The sequence below is a fragment of the Streptomyces sp. NPDC058619 genome (assembly GCF_042717785.1).
Lineage (GTDB): Bacteria > Actinomycetota > Actinomycetes > Streptomycetales > Streptomycetaceae > Streptomyces.
This window is the reverse complement of the sequence record NZ_JBHXQN010000006.1, coordinates 83,163-100,964: the sequence shown is the minus strand read 5'-3', so window position 1 is coordinate 100,964 and position 17,802 is coordinate 83,163. Positions and strand designations below refer to the sequence as shown.

Sequence of the window (17,802 nt, the reverse complement as noted above, 5' to 3'; positions counted from 1 at the left end):
GCCGGGGCCTGTGGACAAGGCCCGGGTTGTGGACGACGGCGTCACCCGGCACACCGCAGGGTCCCGTACACTTCTTGTGGCGATCCGGGTCACCGGGTCGACTTCGCACGCCCCAGCATCAGCCCGAAACGGCCTGGTGACAGCGTCTCTCGGTCCCTCATCGGGGCAGGACGCGGCGGGGCGTCAGGAACCAAACCGAGAAAACAAGGAGATGGCCATGGCCGTCGTAACGATGCGGGAGCTGCTGGAAAGCGGCGTCCACTTCGGTCACCAGACCCGTCGCTGGAACCCGAAGATGAAGCGCTTCATCTTCACCGAGCGCAACGGCATCTACATCATCGACCTGCTCCAGTCGCTGTCGTACATCGACCGCGCCTACGAGTTCGTGAAGGAGACCGTCGCGCACGGCGGCTCCATCATGTTCATCGGTACCAAGAAGCAGGCCCAGGAGGCCATCGCCGAGCAGGCGACGCGCGTCGGCATGCCGTACGTCAACCAGCGGTGGCTGGGTGGCATGCTCACCAACTTCTCCACCGTCTACAAGCGCCTCCAGCGTCTGAAGGAGCTTGAGGCGATCGACTTCGAGGACGTCGCCGCCTCGGGTCTCACCAAGAAGGAGCTCCTGGTCCTCTCCCGCGAGAAGATCAAGCTGGAGAAGACCCTCGGTGGTATCCGCGAGATGTCGAAGGTCCCCAGCGCCGTCTGGATCGTCGACACCAAGAAGGAGCACATCGCCGTCGGTGAGGCGCGCAAGCTCCACATCCCGGTCGTCGCGATCCTCGACACCAACTGCGACCCCGACGAGGTCGACTACAAGATCCCGGGCAACGACGACGCGATCCGCTCCGTCACCCTGCTCACCCGCGTGATCGCCGACGCCGTCGCCGAGGGCCTCATCGCCCGCTCCGGCGCTGCGACCGGCGACTCCAAGCCGGGCGAGAAGGCCGCTGCCGAGCCGCTCGCCGAGTGGGAGCGCGACCTGCTCGAGGGCGACAAGAAGGCTGACGACGCCGAGGCCGCTCCGGCCGAGGCCGCTGCCGAGGCCCCCGCCGCCGAGGCCACCGCCGACGCCGAGGCCGTCGAGGCTCCGGCCGCCGACGCCGACGCTGCTGCCGACGCCGAGGCTGTCGAGGCTCCGGCCGCCGACGCCGAGCAGGCCTGACCCACTGGGGTAGCCCGGCGTTCACCCGCCGGGCACTCCCGGTACGGACGATGACGGCGGGGGAGCCGCGCCACGAGCGCGGCGCCTCCGCCGTTCACCCGTAGATCTACGACTTCGAGAGAGAATCACAGACTCATGGCGAACTACACCGCCGCTGACGTCAAGAAGCTCCGCGAGCTCACCGGCGCCGGCATGATGGACTGCAAGAACGCGCTCGTGGACTCCGACGGTGACGTCGACAAGGCCATGGAAGCGCTCCGTATCAAGGGCCAGAAGGGCGTCGCCAAGCGCGAGGGCCGCTCTGCCGAGAACGGTGCCGTCGTCTCCCTCATCGCCGACGACAACACCTCCGGTGTCCTCGTCGAGCTGAAGTGCGAGACGGACTTCGTCGCCAAGGGCGAGAAGTTCCTGGCCGTCGCCAACCAGCTGGCCGCCCACGTCGCCGCGACCTCCCCCGCCGACATCGAGGCGCTGCTCGCGTCCGAGATCGAGGCCGGCAAGACCGTCCAGGCGTTCGTGGACGAGGCCAACGCCAACCTCGGCGAGAAGATCGTCCTGGACCGCTTCGCGCAGTTCACCGGCGGTTACGTCGCGTCGTACATGCACCGCACGATGCCCGACCTGCCGTTCCAGATCGGCGTCCTGGTCGAGCTCGACAAGGAGAACGCCGAGGTCGCCCGCGGCATCGCGCAGCACATCGCCGCGTTCGCCCCGCAGTGGCTCTCCAAGGACGACGTTCCGGCCGAGAAGGTCGAGTCCGAGCGTCGCATCGCCGAAGAGGTCACCCGCGCGGAGGGCAAGCCCGAGGCCGCCCTCCCGAAGATCGTCGAGGGTCGCATCAACGGCTTCTTCAAGGACGCCACGCTGCTCGGTCAGCCGTACGCGCTGGACAACAAGAAGTCCGTCCAGAAGGTTCTGGACGAGGCCGGTGTCACCCTGAAGCGCTTCAGCCGCATCAAGGTAGGCATCTGAGTCCGTCCGTACGCGACGGACACCGGACCCCGGTAGGGTCTGAAGCAGTCGTCCGCGCTCGCGCAGGGCGACCGCAGATCTGACGAGGAGGCCATTGCCGTAGAGGGAACCGCGAGGACCCACCGGCAATGGCCTTCTTCGTATGTGCACGAGGAGATCTCCATGAATCAGGGCGTGGACCCCCACACCGCATCCGACGACAAGAGCGACCAGCACAAGAAGGGCCGCCGCTTCATGCTGAAGCTGTCGGGCGAGGCCTTCTCCGGTGGCGGAGGACTGGGCGTCGATCCCGACGTGGTCCACGCCATCGCGCGCGAGATCGCCGCGGTCGTCCGCGACGGCGCGGAGATCGCCATCGTGATCGGCGGTGGCAACTTCTTCCGCGGTGCCGAGCTCCAGCAGCGCGGCATGGACCGGGCGCGGTCCGACTACATGGGCATGCTGGGCACGGTCATGAACTGCCTCGCCCTCCAGGACTTCCTGGAGAAGGAGGGCATCGACTCCCGCGTGCAGACCGCCATCACCATGGGCCAGGTCGCCGAGCCGTACATCCCGCTGCGCGCGGTGCGCCACCTGGAGAAGGGCCGCGTCGTCATCTTCGGCGCGGGCATGGGCATGCCCTACTTCTCCACCGACACCACGGCCGCCCAGCGTGCGCTGGAGATCGACGCCGAAGCCCTGCTCATGGGCAAGAACGGTGTCGACGGCGTGTACGACTCGGACCCGAAGAAGAACCCGGACGCGGTGAAGTTCGACGCGCTCGAGTACAGCGAGGTGCTCTCGCGCGACCTCAAGGTCGCCGACGCCACCGCCATCACGCTGTGCCGCGACAACAAGCTGCCGATCCTGGTCTTCGAACTGCTCGCCGAGGGCAACATCGCCCGCGCCGTCAGGGGTGAGAAGATCGGCACGCTCGTCAGCGACCAGGGAACCCGGGCCTGAGCGGTCCGCTGCCGCCTTCAGCCCCGCCCCGTTCGCCCCGCCCGCCTGAACCATCCATATCTGACATGCAGGAGCACGTGGTGACCGAAGAGATCCTCCTCGAGGCCGAGGAGAAGATGGAAAAGGCCGTCGTCGTCGCCAAGGAGGACTTCGCCGCGATTCGCACCGGTCGTGCGCACCCGGCGATGTTCAACAAGATCGTGGCCGACTACTACGGCGCCATCACGCCCATCAACCAGCTCGCGTCGTTCTCCGTGCCCGAGCCGCGCATGGCGATCGTGACGCCGTTCGACAAGAGCGCCCTGCGCAACATCGAGCAGGCCATCCGCGACTCCGACCTCGGTGTCAACCCGAGCAACGACGGCAGCATCATCCGGGTGACCTTCCCCGAGCTGACGCAGGACCGCCGCAAGGAGTACATCAAGGTCGCGCGGACCAAGGCCGAGGACTCCAAGATCTCCCTGCGTGCCGTCCGCCGCAAGGCGAAGGACGCCCTTGACAAGCTGGTCAAGGACAAGGAGGCCGGCGAGGACGAGGTGCGTCGCGCCGAGAAGGAGCTCGACGACACCACCGCGAAGTACGTCGCGCAGGTGGACGAGCTGCTCAAGCACAAGGAAGCCGAGCTCCTCGAAGTCTGATGAACGACTCTCCCTGGGCCACGGAGCCGGTTCCGGCGGGTCCCGCATACGATGCGATGGTGGGCCCGCACACTCGGCCCATGCCCATCGTGCCCGATGCCGCCGGCCGTGACTTCGACGACCGGGAAGCACGCGATCGGGGGGCCGCCGCTTTCGGCGGCCCCCCGTTCCGCGCCGAGACGCCGCCGCAGGAGCCCATGCCCAGCCCCCCGCCTCCGCAGGCCCCGCAGGCCGCCTCGTCCCCGCCGCCCAAGAAGCGCGCGGGGCGGGATCTGCGTGCCGCCATAGGGGTCGGTGTCGGCCTCGGCGCGGTCGTCTTCGCCTCGCTGCTGATCGTCAAGGCCGTGTTCGTCGGCGTCGTCGTCGTCGCGGTCGTCGTGGGCCTGTGGGAGCTCACCTCCCGGCTCCAGGAGAAGAAGGGCATCAAGGCGCCCCTCGTACCGCTCGCGGTCGGCGGCGCCGCCATGATCATCGCCGGGTACGTCCGGGGGGCCGAGGGCGCCTGGGTCGCCATGGCCCTGACCGCGCTGGCGATCCTGGTCTGGCGCATGACCGAACCGCCCGAGGACTACCTCAAGGACGTCACGGCGGGCGTCTTCGCCGCGTTCTACGTGCCCTTCCTGGCGACGTTCGTGACGATGCTGCTCACCGCCGACGACGGACCGCAGCGGGTGATCACCTTCCTGCTGCTGACCGTGGTCAGCGACACCGGGGCGTACGCGGTCGGCTGGCGCTTCGGCAAGACCAAGCTCGCCCCGCGCATCAGCCCCGGGAAGACCCGCGAGGGACTGCTCGGCGCGGTGGCCTTCGCGATGGCCGCCGGCGCGCTGTGCATGGAGTTCCTCATCGACGGTGGCGCCTGGTGGCAGGGCCTGCTGCTGGGTCTCGCCGTGGCCGTCAGCGCCACCCTCGGCGACCTGGGCGAGTCGATGATCAAGCGGGACCTGGGCATCAAGGACATGGGCACGCTGCTGCCGGGCCACGGCGGCATCATGGACCGGCTGGACTCCCTGCTGCCGACCGCCCCGGTGGTCTGGCTGCTGCTGGCGGCCTTCGTCGGCACGGGCTGATACCGTCCGGGCGGTTACTCTTGAAGGGCGCGCTGCTTCTGCGGCGCGCCTTTCGTCTTACGAGGAGTACCTGCCATGGCCCGCCCTGTTCCGGGAGAGCTCACCTTCGTCACCCCTCGGGGAGCCAAGAAGCCGCCCCGGCACCTTGCCGACATGACCCCGGCCGAGCGCCGCGAGGCGGTCGCCGCGATCGGTGAGAAGCCGTTCCGGGCCAAGCAGCTCTCCCAGCACTACTTCGCGCGCTACGCGCACGACCCGGCCGAGTGGACGGACATCCCCGCGGGCTCCCGGGAGAAGCTGCAGAAGGAGCTGCTGCCGGACCTGATGAACGTCCTGCGGCACATCTCGTGCGACGACGACACCACCCGCAAGACCCTGTGGAAGCTGCACGACGGCACGCTCGTCGAGTCCGTGCTGATGCGCTACCCGGACCGGGTCACCATGTGCATCTCCTCGCAGGCCGGCTGCGGCATGAACTGCCCGTTCTGCGCCACCGGCCAGGCCGGGCTCGACCGCAACCTGTCCACCGCCGAGATCGTGCACCAGATCGTCGACGGCATGCGCGCCCTGCGCGACGGCGAGGTCCCGGGCGGACCGGCCCGGCTCTCGAACATCGTCTTCATGGGGATGGGCGAGCCGCTGGCCAACTACAACCGCGTCGTCGGCGCCATCCGCCGGCTCACCGACCCGGAGCCCGACGGCCTGGGCCTGTCGCAGCGCGGCATCACCGTCTCCACCGTGGGACTGGTTCCGGCCATGCTGCGCTTCGCCGACGAGGGCTTCAAGTGCCGCCTCGCGGTCTCGCTGCACGCCCCGGACGACGAGCTGCGCGACACCCTGGTCCCCGTGAACACCCGCTGGAACGTCCGCGAGGTGCTCGGCGCGGCCTGGGAGTACGCGGAGAAGTCCGGCCGGCGGATCTCCATCGAGTACGCCCTGATCCGCGACATCAACGACCAGGCCTGGCGCGGTGACCTACTGGGCAAGCTGCTCAAGGGCAAGCGCGTCCACGTCAACCTGATCCCGCTGAACCCGACGCCGGGCTCGAAGTGGACCGCCTCCCGGCCCGAGGACGAGAAGGCCTTCGTGGAGGCCATTGCCCGGCACGGCGTCCCCGTGACCGTACGGGACACCCGCGGCCAGGAGATCGACGGCGCGTGCGGCCAGCTGGCCGCCTCGGAGCGCTAGCCTCCTCTTCTGTTCGATCGTATTCGGCCACGGGGTACCCTGTGGCCGAACCAACTTAATATTTCCGACAGGGGAGCGCCACAGCGCTGAGAGTGCGGTAACCGTCACCGCAGACCCTCTGAACCTCGCCCCGGTCATTCGGGGTAGGAAGTTCGGTCACCACTCAAGCTGTTGCGCCTTGCCCGGCGTCCGCTCCGCAGAGCGCCGGGCAGGGCCGCGTCTTCTCCTGGACATCCCAGGAGGAATTGACCAGTGAGCACCACCAAGAAGATCGCGGGCGCCGCGCTCGCGGCCGCGCTGGGCGTCACCACGCTCAGCGCCTGCGGCGGCGACGCCAAGGACACGTCCGCGGGCGCGAGCGACGCCCCCACGTCCAAGACCGTCACCCTCGTCTCGCACGACTCCTTCAACGTGACCGACGCGGTCCTCAAGGAGTTCGAGCAGGAGAGCGGCTACACCGTCAAGAAGCTGAAGTCCGGAGACGCGGGCGCGGCGCTGAACCAGGAGATCCTCACCAAGGGCTCCCCGCGCGGCGACGTCTTCTTCGGCGTCGACAACACCCTGCTCTCGCGCGCCCTCGACAACGGCATCTTCACCCCGTACGAGGCCAAGGACCTGGGCGAGGTGAAGCCGGAGTACCAGCTCGACAAGGAGCACCGGGTCACGCCGGTCGACTCGGGTGACATCTGCGTCAACTACGACAAGCAGTACTTCGCCGACAAGAAGATCGCCCCGCCGCAGACGCTGGACGACCTGATCAAGCCGGAGTACAAGGACCTGCTGGTCACCGAGAACGCCGCGACCTCCTCGCCCGGCCTCGGCTTCCTCCTCGCCTCCGTCGGCAAGTACGGCGAAGAGGGCTGGAAGGACTACTGGAGCAAGCTCAAGGCCAACGGCGTCGAGGTCGTCGACGGCTGGGAGCAGGCCTACAACGAGCGGTTCTCCGGCTCGGCGGGCGGCAAGAAGGCGAAGGGCGACCGCCCGCTGGTCGTCTCCTACGCCTCCAGCCCGCCGGTCGAGGTGCTGTACGCGGAGCCGCAGCCGGCCGAGGCCCCCACGGGCGTCTCCACCGGCACGTGCTTCCGCCAGATCGAGTTCGCGGGCCTGCTGAAGGGCGCGAAGAACGAGGCGGGCGGCAAAGCGCTCCTGGACTTCCTGATCAGCAAGAAGTTCCAGGAGGACATGCCGCTGCAGATGTTCGTGAACCCTGTGACGAAGGACGCGGCCCTGCCGGAGCTGTTCACGAAGCACGGTGTGGTGGTCGAGAAGCCCGAGGTCGTGGCTCCGCAGACCATCGCCGAGAACCGTGAGCAGTGGGTCAAGACATGGTCCTCGCTCGTCGTGAAGTAGGAACGCCGACGGGCCCGGGGGCGGCGTCGGGGGGCGCCGCGCCGGGTCCCGGTCCCCGCGAGGGCGGGCGGGCCACGGCCGCGCGTCTCGGCCTGATGGCCGTGCCCCTCGCCTTCTTCGGGCTGTTCTTCGCCTACCCCGTCGGCGCGATCGCCGGGCGCGGGCTGAAGACTGACGAGGGCTGGCAGTTCGGCCGGATCGGCGAGGTGCTGGCCCGGCCCGACATCGCCGGCGTGCTGTGGTTCACCACCTGGCAGGCGCTCGCCTCCACGGCGCTCACGCTGCTGATCGCGTTCCCCGGCGCGTACGTCTTCGCGCGCTTCGACTTCCCCGGCAAGCAGCTGCTGCGGGCCGTGGTCACCGTGCCGTTCGTCCTGCCGACCGTGGTCGTCGGGACCGCGTTCCTGGCGCTGGTCGGCCGGGGCGGGCTGCTGGACGAGCTGTGGGGCGTCCGGCTCGACACCACCGTGTGGGCCATCCTGCTGGCCCACGTCTTCTTCAACTACGCCGTGGTCGTACGGACCGTGGGCGGGCTCTGGGCGCAGCTCGACCCCCGCCAGGAGGAGGCCGCCCGGGTGCTGGGCGCCGGACGGTTCGCCGCCTGGCGGCGGGTGACGCTGCCCGCGCTGGCCCCGGCGGTGGCCGCCGCGTCGCTGATCGTGTTCCTGTTCACCTTCACTTCCTTCGGCGTCGTGCAGATCCTGGGCGGGCCCGCGTACTCCACCCTGGAGGTGGAGGTCTACCGGCAGACCGCGCAGCTGCTGGACCTGCCCACCGCCGCCGTGCTGACGATGGTGCAGTTCGCGGCGGTCGGCCTGATCCTCGGCGTCCACGCCCGGACCGTGCGCAAGCGGGAGACCGCCCTGCGGCTCGTCGATCCCGGGCGGACCGCGCACCCGCCGCGCGGCTGGGCGCAGCGCTCCCTGCTGGGCGGGGTGCTGCTGACGGTGGCCCTGCTGATCGTCCTGCCGCTCGGGGTGCTGGTCGAGCGGTCCTTCGACGCCCCCGGCGGGTACGGCCTCGCCTTCTACCGGGCGCTCCAGGACGAGGGGGCCGGGGGCGGGACCTTCCTGGTGCCGCCGCTGGAGGCGATCGGGAACTCCCTGGAGTACGCGCTGGCCGCCACCGCCATCGCCCTGGTCATCGGGGGGCTCGCGGCCGCGGCGCTGACCCGCCGCGCGGGCCGCTTCGTGCGGGGCTTCGACGCGCTGCTGATGCTGCCGCTCGGGGTGTCCGCCGTGACGGTGGGCTTCGGCTTCCTGATCACCCTGGACGAGCCGCCGCTGGACCTGAGGACCTCGTGGATCCTGGTGCCGCTGGCGCAGGCGCTGGTCGGTGTGCCGTTCGTCGTACGGACCATGCTGCCGGTGCTGCGGGCCGTGGACGCGCGGCTGCGGGAGGCCGCCGCCGTGCTCGGGGCGTCCCCGCTGCGGGCCTGGCGGGAGGTGGACCTGCCGCTGGTGCGGCGGGCGCTGCTGATCGCGGCGGGCTTCGCCTTCGCGGTCTCGCTGGGGGAGTTCGGGGCGACCGTGTTCATCGCGCGGCCGGACCAGCCGACGCTTCCGGTGGCCGTGGCGCGGCTGCTGGGGCGGGCCGGCGAGCTCAACTACGGGCAGGCGATGGCCCTGAGCACGATTCTGATGCTGGTGTGCGCGGTGTCCCTGCTGGCGCTGGAGCGACTGCGAACCGACAAGACCTCCGGAGAGTTCTGATGACACTGCTTCAGCTGGACGGGGTGTCGGTCCGCTTCGGCGAGCGCGCGGTAGTGGACTGTGTGGACCTCGCGGTCGCCGAGCACGAGACCGTGTGCGTCCTGGGACCGAGCGGGAGCGGGAAGTCCACCCTGCTGCGGGTCGTCGCGGGGCTCCAGCGGGTCTCGGCCGGCCGGGTGCTGCTGGACGGCGCCGACCAGGCGGGCGTGCCCGTACACCGGCGGGGAGTGGGCCTGATGTTCCAGGACCACCAGCTCTTCCCGCACCGGGACGTCGGCGGGAACGTCGCCTTCGGCCTGCGGATGCGGGGCTCCGGGCGCGACGCGTGCACGGGCCGGGTCGCGGAGCTGCTGCAGCTCGTCGGGCTGCCCGGGGCGCAGGGCCGCGCGGTCGCCTCCCTGTCCGGCGGCGAGCAGCAGCGGGTCGCGCTGGCCCGGGCGCTGGCGCCGTCGCCCAGGCTGCTGATGCTCGACGAGCCGCTGGGGCAGCTGGACCGAGGGCTGCGGGAGCGGCTCGTGGTGGAGCTCCAGGGGCTGTTCTCCCGGCTGGGGACGACGGTGCTCGCCGTCACGCACGACCAGGGGGAGGCGTTCGCGCTGGCCGACCGCGTCGTGGTGATGCGGGACGGGCGGATCGCGCAGGCGGGGACTCCGCTGGAGGTGTGGCAGCGGCCGGCCTCGGAGTTCGTGGCGCGCTTCCTCGGGTTCGAGAACGTGGCGGCGGCGACGGTGTCCGCGGGTGTCGCCGCCACCCCCTGGGGCAAGGTGCCGGTCCCGGACGGCACGCCGGAGGGGGAGCGGCAGGTCCTGATCCGCCCGGCCGGGGTCCTGCTGACGGACGACGGCCTGCGGTGCGCGGTGGAGTCCCGTACCTTCCGGGGCACGCACGTCGCGCTGCTGCTGCGTCCGGAGGCGGGGCCGGCGCTGGAGGCGGAGTGCGGCCTCGCCGGGGCCCCGGCGGTGGGCGACCGCGTCACGGTCACCTTCGCCCCGGACGAGGTGGTCGTCCTGCCGGCGGCCTGACCGAGCGCCGCCGGCCGGCGGCGCTCGGTCAGGCCTGCCTCAGGGGCGGACGCCGTCGCAGGCGATCGGCAGGTGCCGGGGTCCGCGCAAAACCGCGTTCTGCCGGTACGGGGGCGGGTCCTCCAGCAGGCGCGGGTTCTCCAGCCGGCGGGCCAGCTCGCTCAGGGCCAGCTGGGCCTCCTGCCGGGCCAGCGGGGCCCCGAAGCAGCTGTGGATGCCGCTGCCGAGGCCGAGGTGCTGGATGTCCTTTCGGTCCGGGTCGAAGCGGTCCGGGTCCGGGAACCGCTTCGGGTCGCGGTTGCCGGAGGCCAGAATCAGCCACAGGGACGCGCCCTTGGGGATGGAGACGCCGGCCACCTCGATGTCCGCGAGGGTGGTGCGGTGCGGGATCAGCTGCACCGGGGGCTCGAAGCGCAGCAGCTCCTCGACGATGGGGACGGACAGGGCCGGGTCCTCGCGCAGCCGGGCCAGCACGTCCGGGTGGCGCAGCAGGGTCAGCATGCCGTTGGTGATGAGGTTGACCGTGGTCTCGTGGCCCGCGATCAGCAGGAGCGCCGAGGTGCTGAGCGCCTCCATCGTTGTCATGGACCCGTCCGGGCCGTCCGCGATCGCCAGCTGGGACAGCATGTCGTCGCCCGGGTTCTTGCGGCGTTCCTCGATCAGCCCGGCCAGGTACATGCCGAGCTCCATCCGGGCGTCCGTCGAGCTCTTGCCGCGCTCGGAGGGGTCCGCGTCCGGGTCGGGGTCCAGGCTCGCGGCGATGGCCTCCGCCCAGACGTGGAACCGCGGCTCGTCCTCGGGCGGCACCCCGAGCAGCCGGCAGATGACCGACACCGGGAACGGGTAGGCGAACTGGTCGACCAGGTCCACGTGGTCGAACGAGCCGGTGGCGGCGATGCGGTCGATCAGGCCGGTGACGAGCCCGTCGAGCTCCCCGCGCATGTCGTGGACCTTGTGCGGGGAGTGCGGCGGGCCGAACGGCCGGTTCGTCATGCGCCGCAGCCGGTCGTGGTCCGGCGGGTCGAGCTTGAGGAAGGACGGGGGCAACGCCGTCTCCTCCTGCGCCCCCTGGCCCAGGGGGTCGTCGCCCGTCTGCTTCAGGTTGCGGGAGTCGGAGCTGATGCGGGGGTCGTGCAGGAGGCTCTGGATCTCGTAGTACGTGCTGATGACGTAGGGGCCGTCGCCCTCGTGGGACACGGGAGTCTTGCGGAGCTCCTCGTACAGCGGGTACGGATCGGCGCGGTGCGCGTAGTCGATGATCTCCCGCAGGATGGCTTGGCTCATGACAGGTCCTCGTGAGTCCTCGGAGGAGGGCGCGCCGGGGTCAGTGGTGCGCGGGGATGAACGTCATCTTCCGGTCGGCCGGCGAGTAGCCGCTGAGGGTGATGGTCGGCCCGTGGGTGGGCACCGAGGGGTCGGGGAAGTCCGCGGACACCGGCTTGTGCCCCTCCGGCCTGCGGTCCACGGTCTCGAACGGCACCGGGAACGGCGCCCCCGTCTCGATCTGCTGCTGGTAGAACGGCAGCCAGCGGCAGTTGTCGAAGGTCACCGCGGCGATCACGCGGCCCTGGTAGCCGTACACGGCGGCGAACCGGCGCTCCTCGCGGGAACCCTGCGTGATCATGATCTCGGTGCCCATCGGCGGCACCCCGACGGACTTGATGTTCACGCCGAACTGCGAGGACCAGAACCCCGGCACCCACAGGTGCGGGAGGCGGTCGGCGCTCTCACTGAGCATGTTGTGCGCGGCCGTCTCGGCCTGGGCGACGGCGTTGCCCCAGTGCTCCAGGGAAAGGAACTGGTACCCGAAGAGCGCGTGCGGGGAGCGTGCCACGTCACCCGCCACGAAGATGTCGTCGGTGACGATGCCTCGGACGTCGAAGGCGCGGCAGCCCGCGTCGCAGGCGATGCCCCGGGGACCGGCGCCCAGCCCCGACCCGGACAGCCATTCGGTGTTGCGCTGGGCGCCGAGCGAGACCACCACCACGTCGGCCTCGATCGTCTCGCCGTCCGAGAGGTGGGCGGCGCGGACCCGTCCGGAGGGGTCGCCCTCCAGACCGGTCACCATGACCCCGGTGCGCAGGTCGACGCCGTTCTCCCGGTGCATCTCGGCCGCGACCTCACCGATGACCCCGCCGAGCGCGCCGACCAGGGGCGCGGCGCCCCGCTCGGCGACGGTGACGGGCAGGCCGCGCTCCCGGCAGGCGGACGCGATCTCGGACCCGGTGAAGCCGGCACCGATGACCAGGACCCGGCGGGGACCGGCCGACAGGGCGCGTTCCAGGGCGGCCCCGTCGTCACGGGTGCGCAGGACGAACACGCCGTCGAGCGCACCCTCCTCCTCGTTCGGCCAGGGTCGCGCCCGCACACCGGTGGCGATCAGCAGCCGGTCGTACTCCACCTCGTCGCCGTCGCCGAGCCTGACCCGGCGCGCGGCCATGTCCAGGCCGGTGGCCGGGACCCCGAGCCGCCACTCGGCGTCGATCTCCCGGCGGCGGGGGAGGGCGGTGTGCTCCGCGGTCGCCATGCCCAAGAGGACCTGCTTGGACAACGGGGGCCGGTCGTACGGCTCGTACGGCTCGTCGCCGATCATCGTCAACGAGCCGGTGAAGCCCTTCTCCCGCATGGTCTCGGCGGCCCGCAGGCCGGCGAGGGAGGCGCCGACGACCACGATGCGGCCGTCGCGCCTGAGGTGTTCCAGGGTTCCGTCACCGCTCACCGTGTGCCTCCGGAGACCGGCACGCGGGCATCGCGGGCATCCGAGGGGTCCGCCTCGACGAGGATCGCCCCGACCGGACAAGCGGCGACGGCGCGCGCGACGTCCTCGCGGTGCTCGTCCAGCGCCTCGGGGTCGTACAGCAGCGACTCGTCGCCGTGCATGGCGAACACGTCGGGAGCGAGGAACGCGCACTGGGCGTATCCCTGGCAGCGGTTGAGGTCGACGACGAGCCTCATGAGTCATCAGCCCTTCCGTGGCCCGATTCCACGAGTGATCTCTTCCCCTCCTCAGCATGCGCGAGGGTGAAGGAGCGCGCTACCGGATGCCGACCCGCACGATGTACAGGCCCACGACCAGGGCCCATGCCGGAAGGATCAGCTCGGACCAGGGGACCCCGGAGCCCACGACGAGCAGCACCAGGCCCGTGACGTAGCCCAGCAGCGCCAGCGGACGCGGGAAGATCCCGAGGCGGCGGCCGATCGTCGAGGTCGCGAAGACGAAGACGGCCGCCATCCGCATCGCGTACGTCGTCAGGACCACGTACGCGTAGTGGCGGCCGAACACGGTGTCCGTGCCCTCCTGGAGCACGGTGCCCGCCGCTGCGGCCGCGACGAACAGCGTGGCGACGAAGACGATGCCGCTGCCGAGGAAGACGGTGGAGACGAACCGGTCCTCGGCCTCGCCGGCGTGCGCGCGCAGGGCGCCCATGAACCACAGGAAGAAGATCCCGGCGAACGGAACGATCTCCAGGGCGGTCCGTACCGCCCAGCGGTCGCCGGGATCAACGGCCGCGTCGGCGCCGTCGGCCGACGGGATCGCGATCCGCATCAGGACGATCGCCGCTCCGAGCAGCACCGCGAAGGCGATGCCGGCCGCCCCGGCGGCGCCGGGCGTGCGCAGCCGCGCGCTGGTGGTCTCCATGCACCTCTCGCTCTCTCCCCAGTCCAGCAAGCGGCAGCGGCTGTGCGGCCGCCACCAGGGGAGGCCGCACGGGTGAGGGAGCGATCGGCGGCCCGCGGCTACGCGACCGCCGCCGGGACCGGGGGCTCGACCTCCTCCTCGGCACCCTCGTGCTTGCCGTACCAGGCGACCGCCACCGCGCCCGTCACCGCCAGGACGAAGCCGAGGACGGCCAGCCAGCCCAGGCCGGGCCGGGACGCGTCGCCGAGCCAGAGCACTCCGATCGCACCCGGCAGGACGGTCTCGCCGACGACCAGGGCGGCGGTCGCGCCGTTCACCGAGCCGATCTGCAGGGCGATCGTGTGCAGGTACATCCCGCCGAAGCCCGCCGCCAGGATGGCGTAGAGGGCCGGGTCGGAGAGCAGGGTGCCCAGGTCGAAGGGGTCGATACCGTCCAGGATGCGGACGCCGACGCCGAGCGCGCCGAAGCCGAGGCCCGACAGCAGACCGGCCAGGATCGCGGCCCCGCCGCCGAGGAGGCGCACGGCGACGGTGCCGCCCACCATCAGCACCAGGGTGATCCCCAGCAGCCACCAGTGCGTGGACATCGGCGCGTGGTGGCCGCCCTCGTGGCCGGCCGCCGTCGCCAGCAGCACCAGCGCCGCGCAGACGACGCCGATCGAGGTCCACTCCTTGCGGGTCAGCCGGATACCGAGCATCTTCACGCTCAGCACGGCGGTCACGACCAGGTTGGCGCTGATCACCGTCTGGGAGAGGAACAGCGGGAGCATCCGGGCCGCCAGCGCGCCCAGCCCGAAGCCCACGAAGTCCAGGATGGTGCCGACGATGAACTCCCAGGTCATCGCGGCCTTCGCGGTGGACGACAGATTCGGTCCGCCGTGCGCGGTCACCCCGGCCGAGGCCGGGGACATCCGGGCGGCGCGGCGCGATCCGACGGCTTGCAGGACGGATCCCGTGCCGTAGCAGATGGACGCCGCGACAGCGGTCAGCAGGCCTATGAGCACCCGAAGGCTCCGTTCACGTCTGGCAGGTTTTGCGGTACCACTGCCAGACGTCGGAACGGGCCGGAAAGTTGCCTCCGGGCGTCAGCGCATTGACGCGAGCGCCGCCGGGACCTCGTCGACCGAGTCGACCAGCGCGATCCGGGACTCCATCGAGCGGCCGCGCGCGAGCGCCCGCAGCAGCGGCCACACCGGGAGGTGCTCCGTCCAGTGCGCACGGTCGACCAGGACCATCGGGGTCGGCTCGCCCCGCGACGCGTAGTAGTTGGGCGTCGCGTTGTCGAAGACCTCCTGGACGGTGCCCGCGGCGCCCGGCAGGAAGACCACGCCGGCGGTGCACCGGGCCAGCAGCCCGTCCTCGCGGGTGGCGTTCGCGAAGTACTTCGCGATGTGCCCGGCGAACGGGTTCGGCGGCTCGTGCCCGTAGAACCAGGTGGGGATGCCCACCGAGTCGCCGCCGCCGGGCCAGCGGTCCCGTACGGCGAAGGCCGCCCCGGCCCAGTCGGACACCGACGGGGTGAAGGACGGGGCCTTCGACAGCATCTCCAGGGCCTCCGGGAGCGCCTCGTCCGGCGCCGGTGCCAGGTACGCGCCCAGGTTCGCGGCCTCCATGGCGCCGGGGCCGCCGCCGGTGGCCACCGTGAGGCCGGACCGGGCCAGCGTCCGGCCGAGCTCCGCGGCGCCGCGGTAGTCCGTACCGCCGCGGGACATGGCGTGGCCGCCCATGACGCCCACGACCCGGGCACCTGCGAGGTGCTCGTCGAGGGCGTCGGAGACCGCGTCGTCGTGGATCGAGCGCAGCACCGAGGAGAAGACGTCGCAGTCCGCCTTGGTCTCCTGGAACCACTCGTACGCCAGGGCGTCCGGGGTGGCCTCGTAGCCGGAGGGCAGACCGGCGAACAGCTCGTCCGGCGTGTAGAGCAGGCCCCGGTAGGGGTTGAACGGCAGGTCCGGGACGGGCGGGTAGACCAGGGCCCCGTCCGCGCGGACCTTCGCCGACGCGTCGGGCTCCATCGCGCAGCCCAGGAACACGGCCGCCGAGGTGTCGGCGGCCAGCAGGACGAACGTCCGCTCCAGCAGGTTGACGGACTGGATCCGGTAGCCGCTCAGCGAGCCCCGGGCGGCGACCCGGTCGAATTCGTCGAGCGTCTCGATCTCGATGTCTGCGTTGACCATTCGGCCCACACTAAGGGCTGCCCACGTCAGCGGGTCAAGGCCATCGACGTCAGCTGCGCCACACCCCAGCTGAGCGGGAGGCAGACGGCGACCAGGGCCGTGGCCCGCAAACTCGCCGCCGTACGCAGGACCTTGGCCGGAGCGCCGAGGCCGAGCAGCGCCTCGCGGCCGGCGCTGCGGGACTGGCGGGCCTCCACCGCCGATGTGAGAAGGGTCGCGGTGGCGCACAGGGCGACCAGGGCCGCGGCCGGTCCGGTCAGCGGGCCGAGCGGGACCAGCAGCCCGCCGCGGTCGCGCAGGGCCAGCGCCGTGAGGGCGCCCGCCCCGACCGCGCACAGCACGCCCAGGGGCGGCCCGAGCCGGGGGGCCTCCTGCTGGAGCGCCCGTCCGGCCAGCAGCCGCAGCGCGCCCGGGCGCACGGCCTGCACCAGCGTTCCGCAGGCGTAGGCCAGACCGGGCCCCGCGAGGGCGAGCCCCACCGCGGTCAGCGACCAGCCCGCCAGCATCCCGGGGCCGCCGCGGCCCGCGTACGCCTGGGTGGCGAGCCCGCACGCGGTGAGGGTGATGCCCCAGGGCAGCCCGGTCTGCGGGGCGAGCGGGGTGTGCGGGCGCAGCAGGACGGCGGTCGCGGCCGAGGCGGCCAGCGGCACCAGGGCCAGCAGGGTCAGGGCGGCGGCGACGGGCAGCGGCTGGCCCGCGTGGAGCAGCCGGGCCCCGGCGCCGTCGAAGGGCAGCCCGGCCAGGTCCCCGCGCAGGTGGAGGAAGACGGCCAGGGCGAGGGCGCTGCCCAGGGTGCACGAGACGGCGGTGGAGATGGTCGCGACCAGGGTGAGCCGTACGGGCCCCAGCCCGGCGGCGTCCAGCCCCTGCCGGGGCCGGGTCGCCGGGTCGGTACGGGCCACGGCGACGGCGAACTGGGCGGTGGCGGCCAGCGGGATCAGGGCCCACAGCAGCCGGGGGAACGATCCGGCGGGCCGTACCAGGGCCTCGGCGAGCACGTACAGCAGCAGGAACCCGGTGCAGGCCGCGGCGGCGGCGACGAGCAGCCGGCGCAGCTGGACGAGCGGCCGGGAGCCACGGGCTAGGCGGAGAGCGAGCACGCGGCCTGGTCCTCCGTGGTGTCGGCGGCGGGGGAGCCGGGGGAGTCGGGAGCGGCCGCCGCGGTGGCCCGGGCGGCGGCGTCGGCCGCCTCGGCGGCCGCGGCGGACCGGCCGTCGAGGAGGGCCACGCGGCGGTCGGCGGCGGCCGCGGTCTCCTCGTCGTGGGTGGCCAGCAGCACGGTGATCTCGTGGGACCGGGCGGCGGTGGTCAGCGTACGGAGCAGCAGGGTCCGCTCGGCACGGTGCAGCGGGGCGGTCGGCTCGTCGGCGAACAGCACCGCGGGCTGGTTGACCAGGGCCCGGGCCAGGGCGACGCGCTGACACTCGGCCCGGGTGAGGGCGCAGGGCCGCTTGCGGGCGAAGGCCCCGATGTCGAGGCGCTCCAGCCAGGCGCAGGCGGCGTGCTTGGCGGTGCGGTGGGAGGCTCCGGCGAGCAGCAGCGGCAGGGCCGCGTTCTCCCAGACCTTCAGCTCGGGCAGCAGTTCGGGCTCCGGCCCGATCCAGCCGAACCGGTCGCGGCGCAGCCGCTCGCGGGCCGCGTCGCCCAGGGTGTGCACGGGGACGCTGTTGAACCAGACCTCGCCCTGCTCGGGCGGAAGCTGCCCGGAGAGGCAGCGCAGCAGCGTGGTCTTCCCGCTGCCGCGGGGGCCGGTCACGGCCAGGATCTCGCCCTGGCCGACTCCGATGGAGACGCCGATGAGGCCGGGGGAGCCGCTGTGGGAGTAGTGCAGGGAGCGTGCCCAGAGCACATCGTTGTCCGGTGGGGCCACCATGGCGTACACCTCTTCGTTCGACTGCGGATCGGGACTGGACCGGCCCGGCTCCCCCG

17 protein-coding genes and 1 riboswitch are annotated in these 17,802 nt (G+C 71.9%); of the genes, 9 read left to right on the top strand and 8 right to left on the bottom strand.

The annotated features are described in order from the left end of the window. Positions 1 to 217 precede the first annotated feature (217 nt). The 9 genes from rpsB to ACFWTC_RS08555 all read left to right on the top strand — a co-directional run bounded on the left by rpsB (position 218) and on the right by ACFWTC_RS08555 (position 10,056). A complete protein-coding gene (gene rpsB, locus ACFWTC_RS08595; RefSeq protein WP_384027316.1) occupies positions 218 to 1,162 on the top strand; it encodes a 30S ribosomal protein S2 in 945 nt (314 codons plus the stop codon). A 135-nt stretch (positions 1,163 to 1,297) separates the two neighbouring features. After that, positions 1,298 to 2,134 carry a translation elongation factor Ts gene (gene tsf, locus ACFWTC_RS08590; protein WP_384027314.1) on the top strand — a complete coding sequence of 279 codons (837 nt, stop codon included), beginning with the start codon at positions 1,298 to 1,300 and terminating at the stop codon, positions 2,132 to 2,134. 162 nt (positions 2,135 to 2,296) lie between these two features. Continuing rightward, a complete protein-coding gene (pyrH, locus tag ACFWTC_RS08585; RefSeq protein WP_383931591.1) occupies positions 2,297 to 3,076 on the top strand; it encodes a UMP kinase in 780 nt (259 codons plus the stop codon). 80 nt (positions 3,077 to 3,156) lie between these two features. Beyond that, positions 3,157 to 3,714 carry a ribosome recycling factor gene (gene frr, locus ACFWTC_RS08580; protein ID WP_383800871.1) on the top strand — a complete coding sequence of 186 codons (558 nt, stop codon included), beginning with the start codon at positions 3,157 to 3,159 and terminating at the stop codon, positions 3,712 to 3,714. Beyond that, positions 3,714 to 4,784: a phosphatidate cytidylyltransferase gene (locus tag ACFWTC_RS08575; RefSeq protein ID WP_383931588.1), complete on the top strand. Its 1,071-nt coding sequence runs from the start codon at positions 3,714 to 3,716 to the stop codon at positions 4,782 to 4,784. The genes frr and ACFWTC_RS08575 overlap by 1 nt, the downstream gene beginning before the upstream one ends. Positions 4,785 to 4,859: 75 nt before the next feature. Further along, complete coding sequence (rlmN, locus tag ACFWTC_RS08570; RefSeq protein WP_384027312.1) at positions 4,860 to 5,972, top strand: 23S rRNA (adenine(2503)-C(2))-methyltransferase RlmN; 1,113 nt, start codon at positions 4,860 to 4,862, stop codon at positions 5,970 to 5,972. Between the two features lie 59 nt (positions 5,973 to 6,031). Then, positions 6,032 to 6,140, top strand: a riboswitch (TPP riboswitch). Positions 6,141 to 6,224: 84 nt separating this feature from the next. Beyond that, on the top strand, positions 6,225 to 7,322 hold the full coding sequence (locus tag ACFWTC_RS08565) for a thiamine ABC transporter substrate binding subunit (protein WP_383931582.1): 1,098 nt from the start codon (positions 6,225 to 6,227) through the stop codon (positions 7,320 to 7,322). A 95-nt stretch (positions 7,323 to 7,417) separates the two neighbouring features. Then, positions 7,418 to 9,034 (top strand): ABC transporter permease, encoded by a 1,617-nt coding sequence (locus tag ACFWTC_RS08560; protein WP_383931579.1) that lies wholly within the window; start codon positions 7,418 to 7,420, stop codon positions 9,032 to 9,034. Further along, on the top strand, positions 9,034 to 10,056 hold the full coding sequence (locus ACFWTC_RS08555) for an ABC transporter ATP-binding protein (protein ID WP_383931576.1): 1,023 nt from the start codon (positions 9,034 to 9,036) through the stop codon (positions 10,054 to 10,056). Before ACFWTC_RS08560 ends, ACFWTC_RS08555 begins: the two co-directional genes overlap by 1 nt. A 39-nt stretch (positions 10,057 to 10,095) precedes the next feature. Here the strand turns inward: ACFWTC_RS08555 and ACFWTC_RS08550 are convergent, their stop codons facing one another. The 8 genes from ACFWTC_RS08550 to ACFWTC_RS08515 form a co-directional block, all read right to left on the bottom strand. Continuing rightward, entirely contained in the window at positions 10,096 to 11,340 is a 1,245-nt protein-coding gene (locus tag ACFWTC_RS08550; RefSeq protein WP_383919317.1) for a cytochrome P450, read from the bottom strand. Between the two features lie 40 nt (positions 11,341 to 11,380). Continuing rightward, positions 11,381 to 12,775: an NAD(P)/FAD-dependent oxidoreductase gene (locus ACFWTC_RS08545; RefSeq protein ID WP_383919314.1), complete on the bottom strand. Its 1,395-nt coding sequence runs from the start codon at positions 12,773 to 12,775 to the stop codon at positions 11,381 to 11,383. Then, a complete protein-coding gene (locus ACFWTC_RS08540; protein ID WP_384027310.1) occupies positions 12,772 to 13,011 on the bottom strand; it encodes a ferredoxin in 240 nt (79 codons plus the stop codon). The genes ACFWTC_RS08545 and ACFWTC_RS08540 overlap by 4 nt, the downstream gene beginning before the upstream one ends. 79 nt (positions 13,012 to 13,090) lie before the next feature. Beyond that, positions 13,091 to 13,696, bottom strand: a complete 606-nt coding sequence (locus tag ACFWTC_RS08535) for a hypothetical protein (protein WP_384027308.1) — start codon at positions 13,694 to 13,696, stop codon at positions 13,091 to 13,093. A 98-nt stretch (positions 13,697 to 13,794) separates the two neighbouring features. Further along, positions 13,795 to 14,700 carry a hypothetical protein gene (locus tag ACFWTC_RS08530; RefSeq protein WP_383919305.1) on the bottom strand — a complete coding sequence of 302 codons (906 nt, stop codon included), beginning with the start codon at positions 14,698 to 14,700 and terminating at the stop codon, positions 13,795 to 13,797. An 81-nt stretch (positions 14,701 to 14,781) separates the two neighbouring features. After that, a complete protein-coding gene (locus ACFWTC_RS08525) occupies positions 14,782 to 15,873 on the bottom strand; it encodes an LOG family protein (RefSeq protein WP_383919301.1) in 1,092 nt (363 codons plus the stop codon). Positions 15,874 to 15,899: 26 nt separating this feature from the next. Continuing rightward, positions 15,900 to 16,973, bottom strand: a complete 1,074-nt coding sequence (locus ACFWTC_RS08520) for a hypothetical protein (RefSeq protein ID WP_383919298.1) — start codon at positions 16,971 to 16,973, stop codon at positions 15,900 to 15,902. Then, positions 16,955 to 17,746 (bottom strand): ABC transporter ATP-binding protein, encoded by a 792-nt coding sequence (locus tag ACFWTC_RS08515; RefSeq protein WP_384027306.1) that lies wholly within the window; start codon positions 17,744 to 17,746, stop codon positions 16,955 to 16,957. The genes ACFWTC_RS08520 and ACFWTC_RS08515 overlap by 19 nt, the downstream gene beginning before the upstream one ends. Between the last annotated feature and the right edge of the window lie 56 nt (positions 17,747 to 17,802).

Excerpts from the sequence above, each read along its gene's own strand:
- rpsB (WP_384027316.1), top strand. The coding sequence starts at position 218 with ATGGCCGTCGTAACGATGCGGGAGCTGCTGGAAAGCGGCGTCCACTTC.
- tsf (WP_384027314.1), top strand. The coding sequence starts at position 1,298 with ATGGCGAACTACACCGCCGCTGACGTCAAGAAGCTCCGCGAGCTCACC.
- pyrH (WP_383931591.1), top strand. The coding sequence starts at position 2,297 with ATGAATCAGGGCGTGGACCCCCACACCGCATCCGACGACAAGAGCGAC.
- ACFWTC_RS08575 (WP_383931588.1), top strand. The coding sequence starts at position 3,714 with ATGAACGACTCTCCCTGGGCCACGGAGCCGGTTCCGGCGGGTCCCGCA.
- rlmN (WP_384027312.1), top strand. The coding sequence starts at position 4,860 with ATGGCCCGCCCTGTTCCGGGAGAGCTCACCTTCGTCACCCCTCGGGGA.
- ACFWTC_RS08560 (WP_383931579.1), top strand. The coding sequence starts at position 7,418 with ATGGCCGTGCCCCTCGCCTTCTTCGGGCTGTTCTTCGCCTACCCCGTC.
- ACFWTC_RS08555 (WP_383931576.1), top strand. The coding sequence starts at position 9,034 with ATGACACTGCTTCAGCTGGACGGGGTGTCGGTCCGCTTCGGCGAGCGC.
- ACFWTC_RS08550 (WP_383919317.1), bottom strand. The coding sequence starts at position 11,340 with ATGAGCCAAGCCATCCTGCGGGAGATCATCGACTACGCGCACCGCGCC.
- ACFWTC_RS08540 (WP_384027310.1), bottom strand. The coding sequence starts at position 13,011 with ATGAGGCTCGTCGTCGACCTCAACCGCTGCCAGGGATACGCCCAGTGC.
- ACFWTC_RS08535 (WP_384027308.1), bottom strand. The coding sequence starts at position 13,696 with ATGGAGACCACCAGCGCGCGGCTGCGCACGCCCGGCGCCGCCGGGGCG.
- ACFWTC_RS08525 (WP_383919301.1), bottom strand. The coding sequence starts at position 15,873 with ATGGTCAACGCAGACATCGAGATCGAGACGCTCGACGAATTCGACCGG.
- ACFWTC_RS08515 (WP_384027306.1), bottom strand. The coding sequence starts at position 17,746 with ATGGTGGCCCCACCGGACAACGATGTGCTCTGGGCACGCTCCCTGCAC.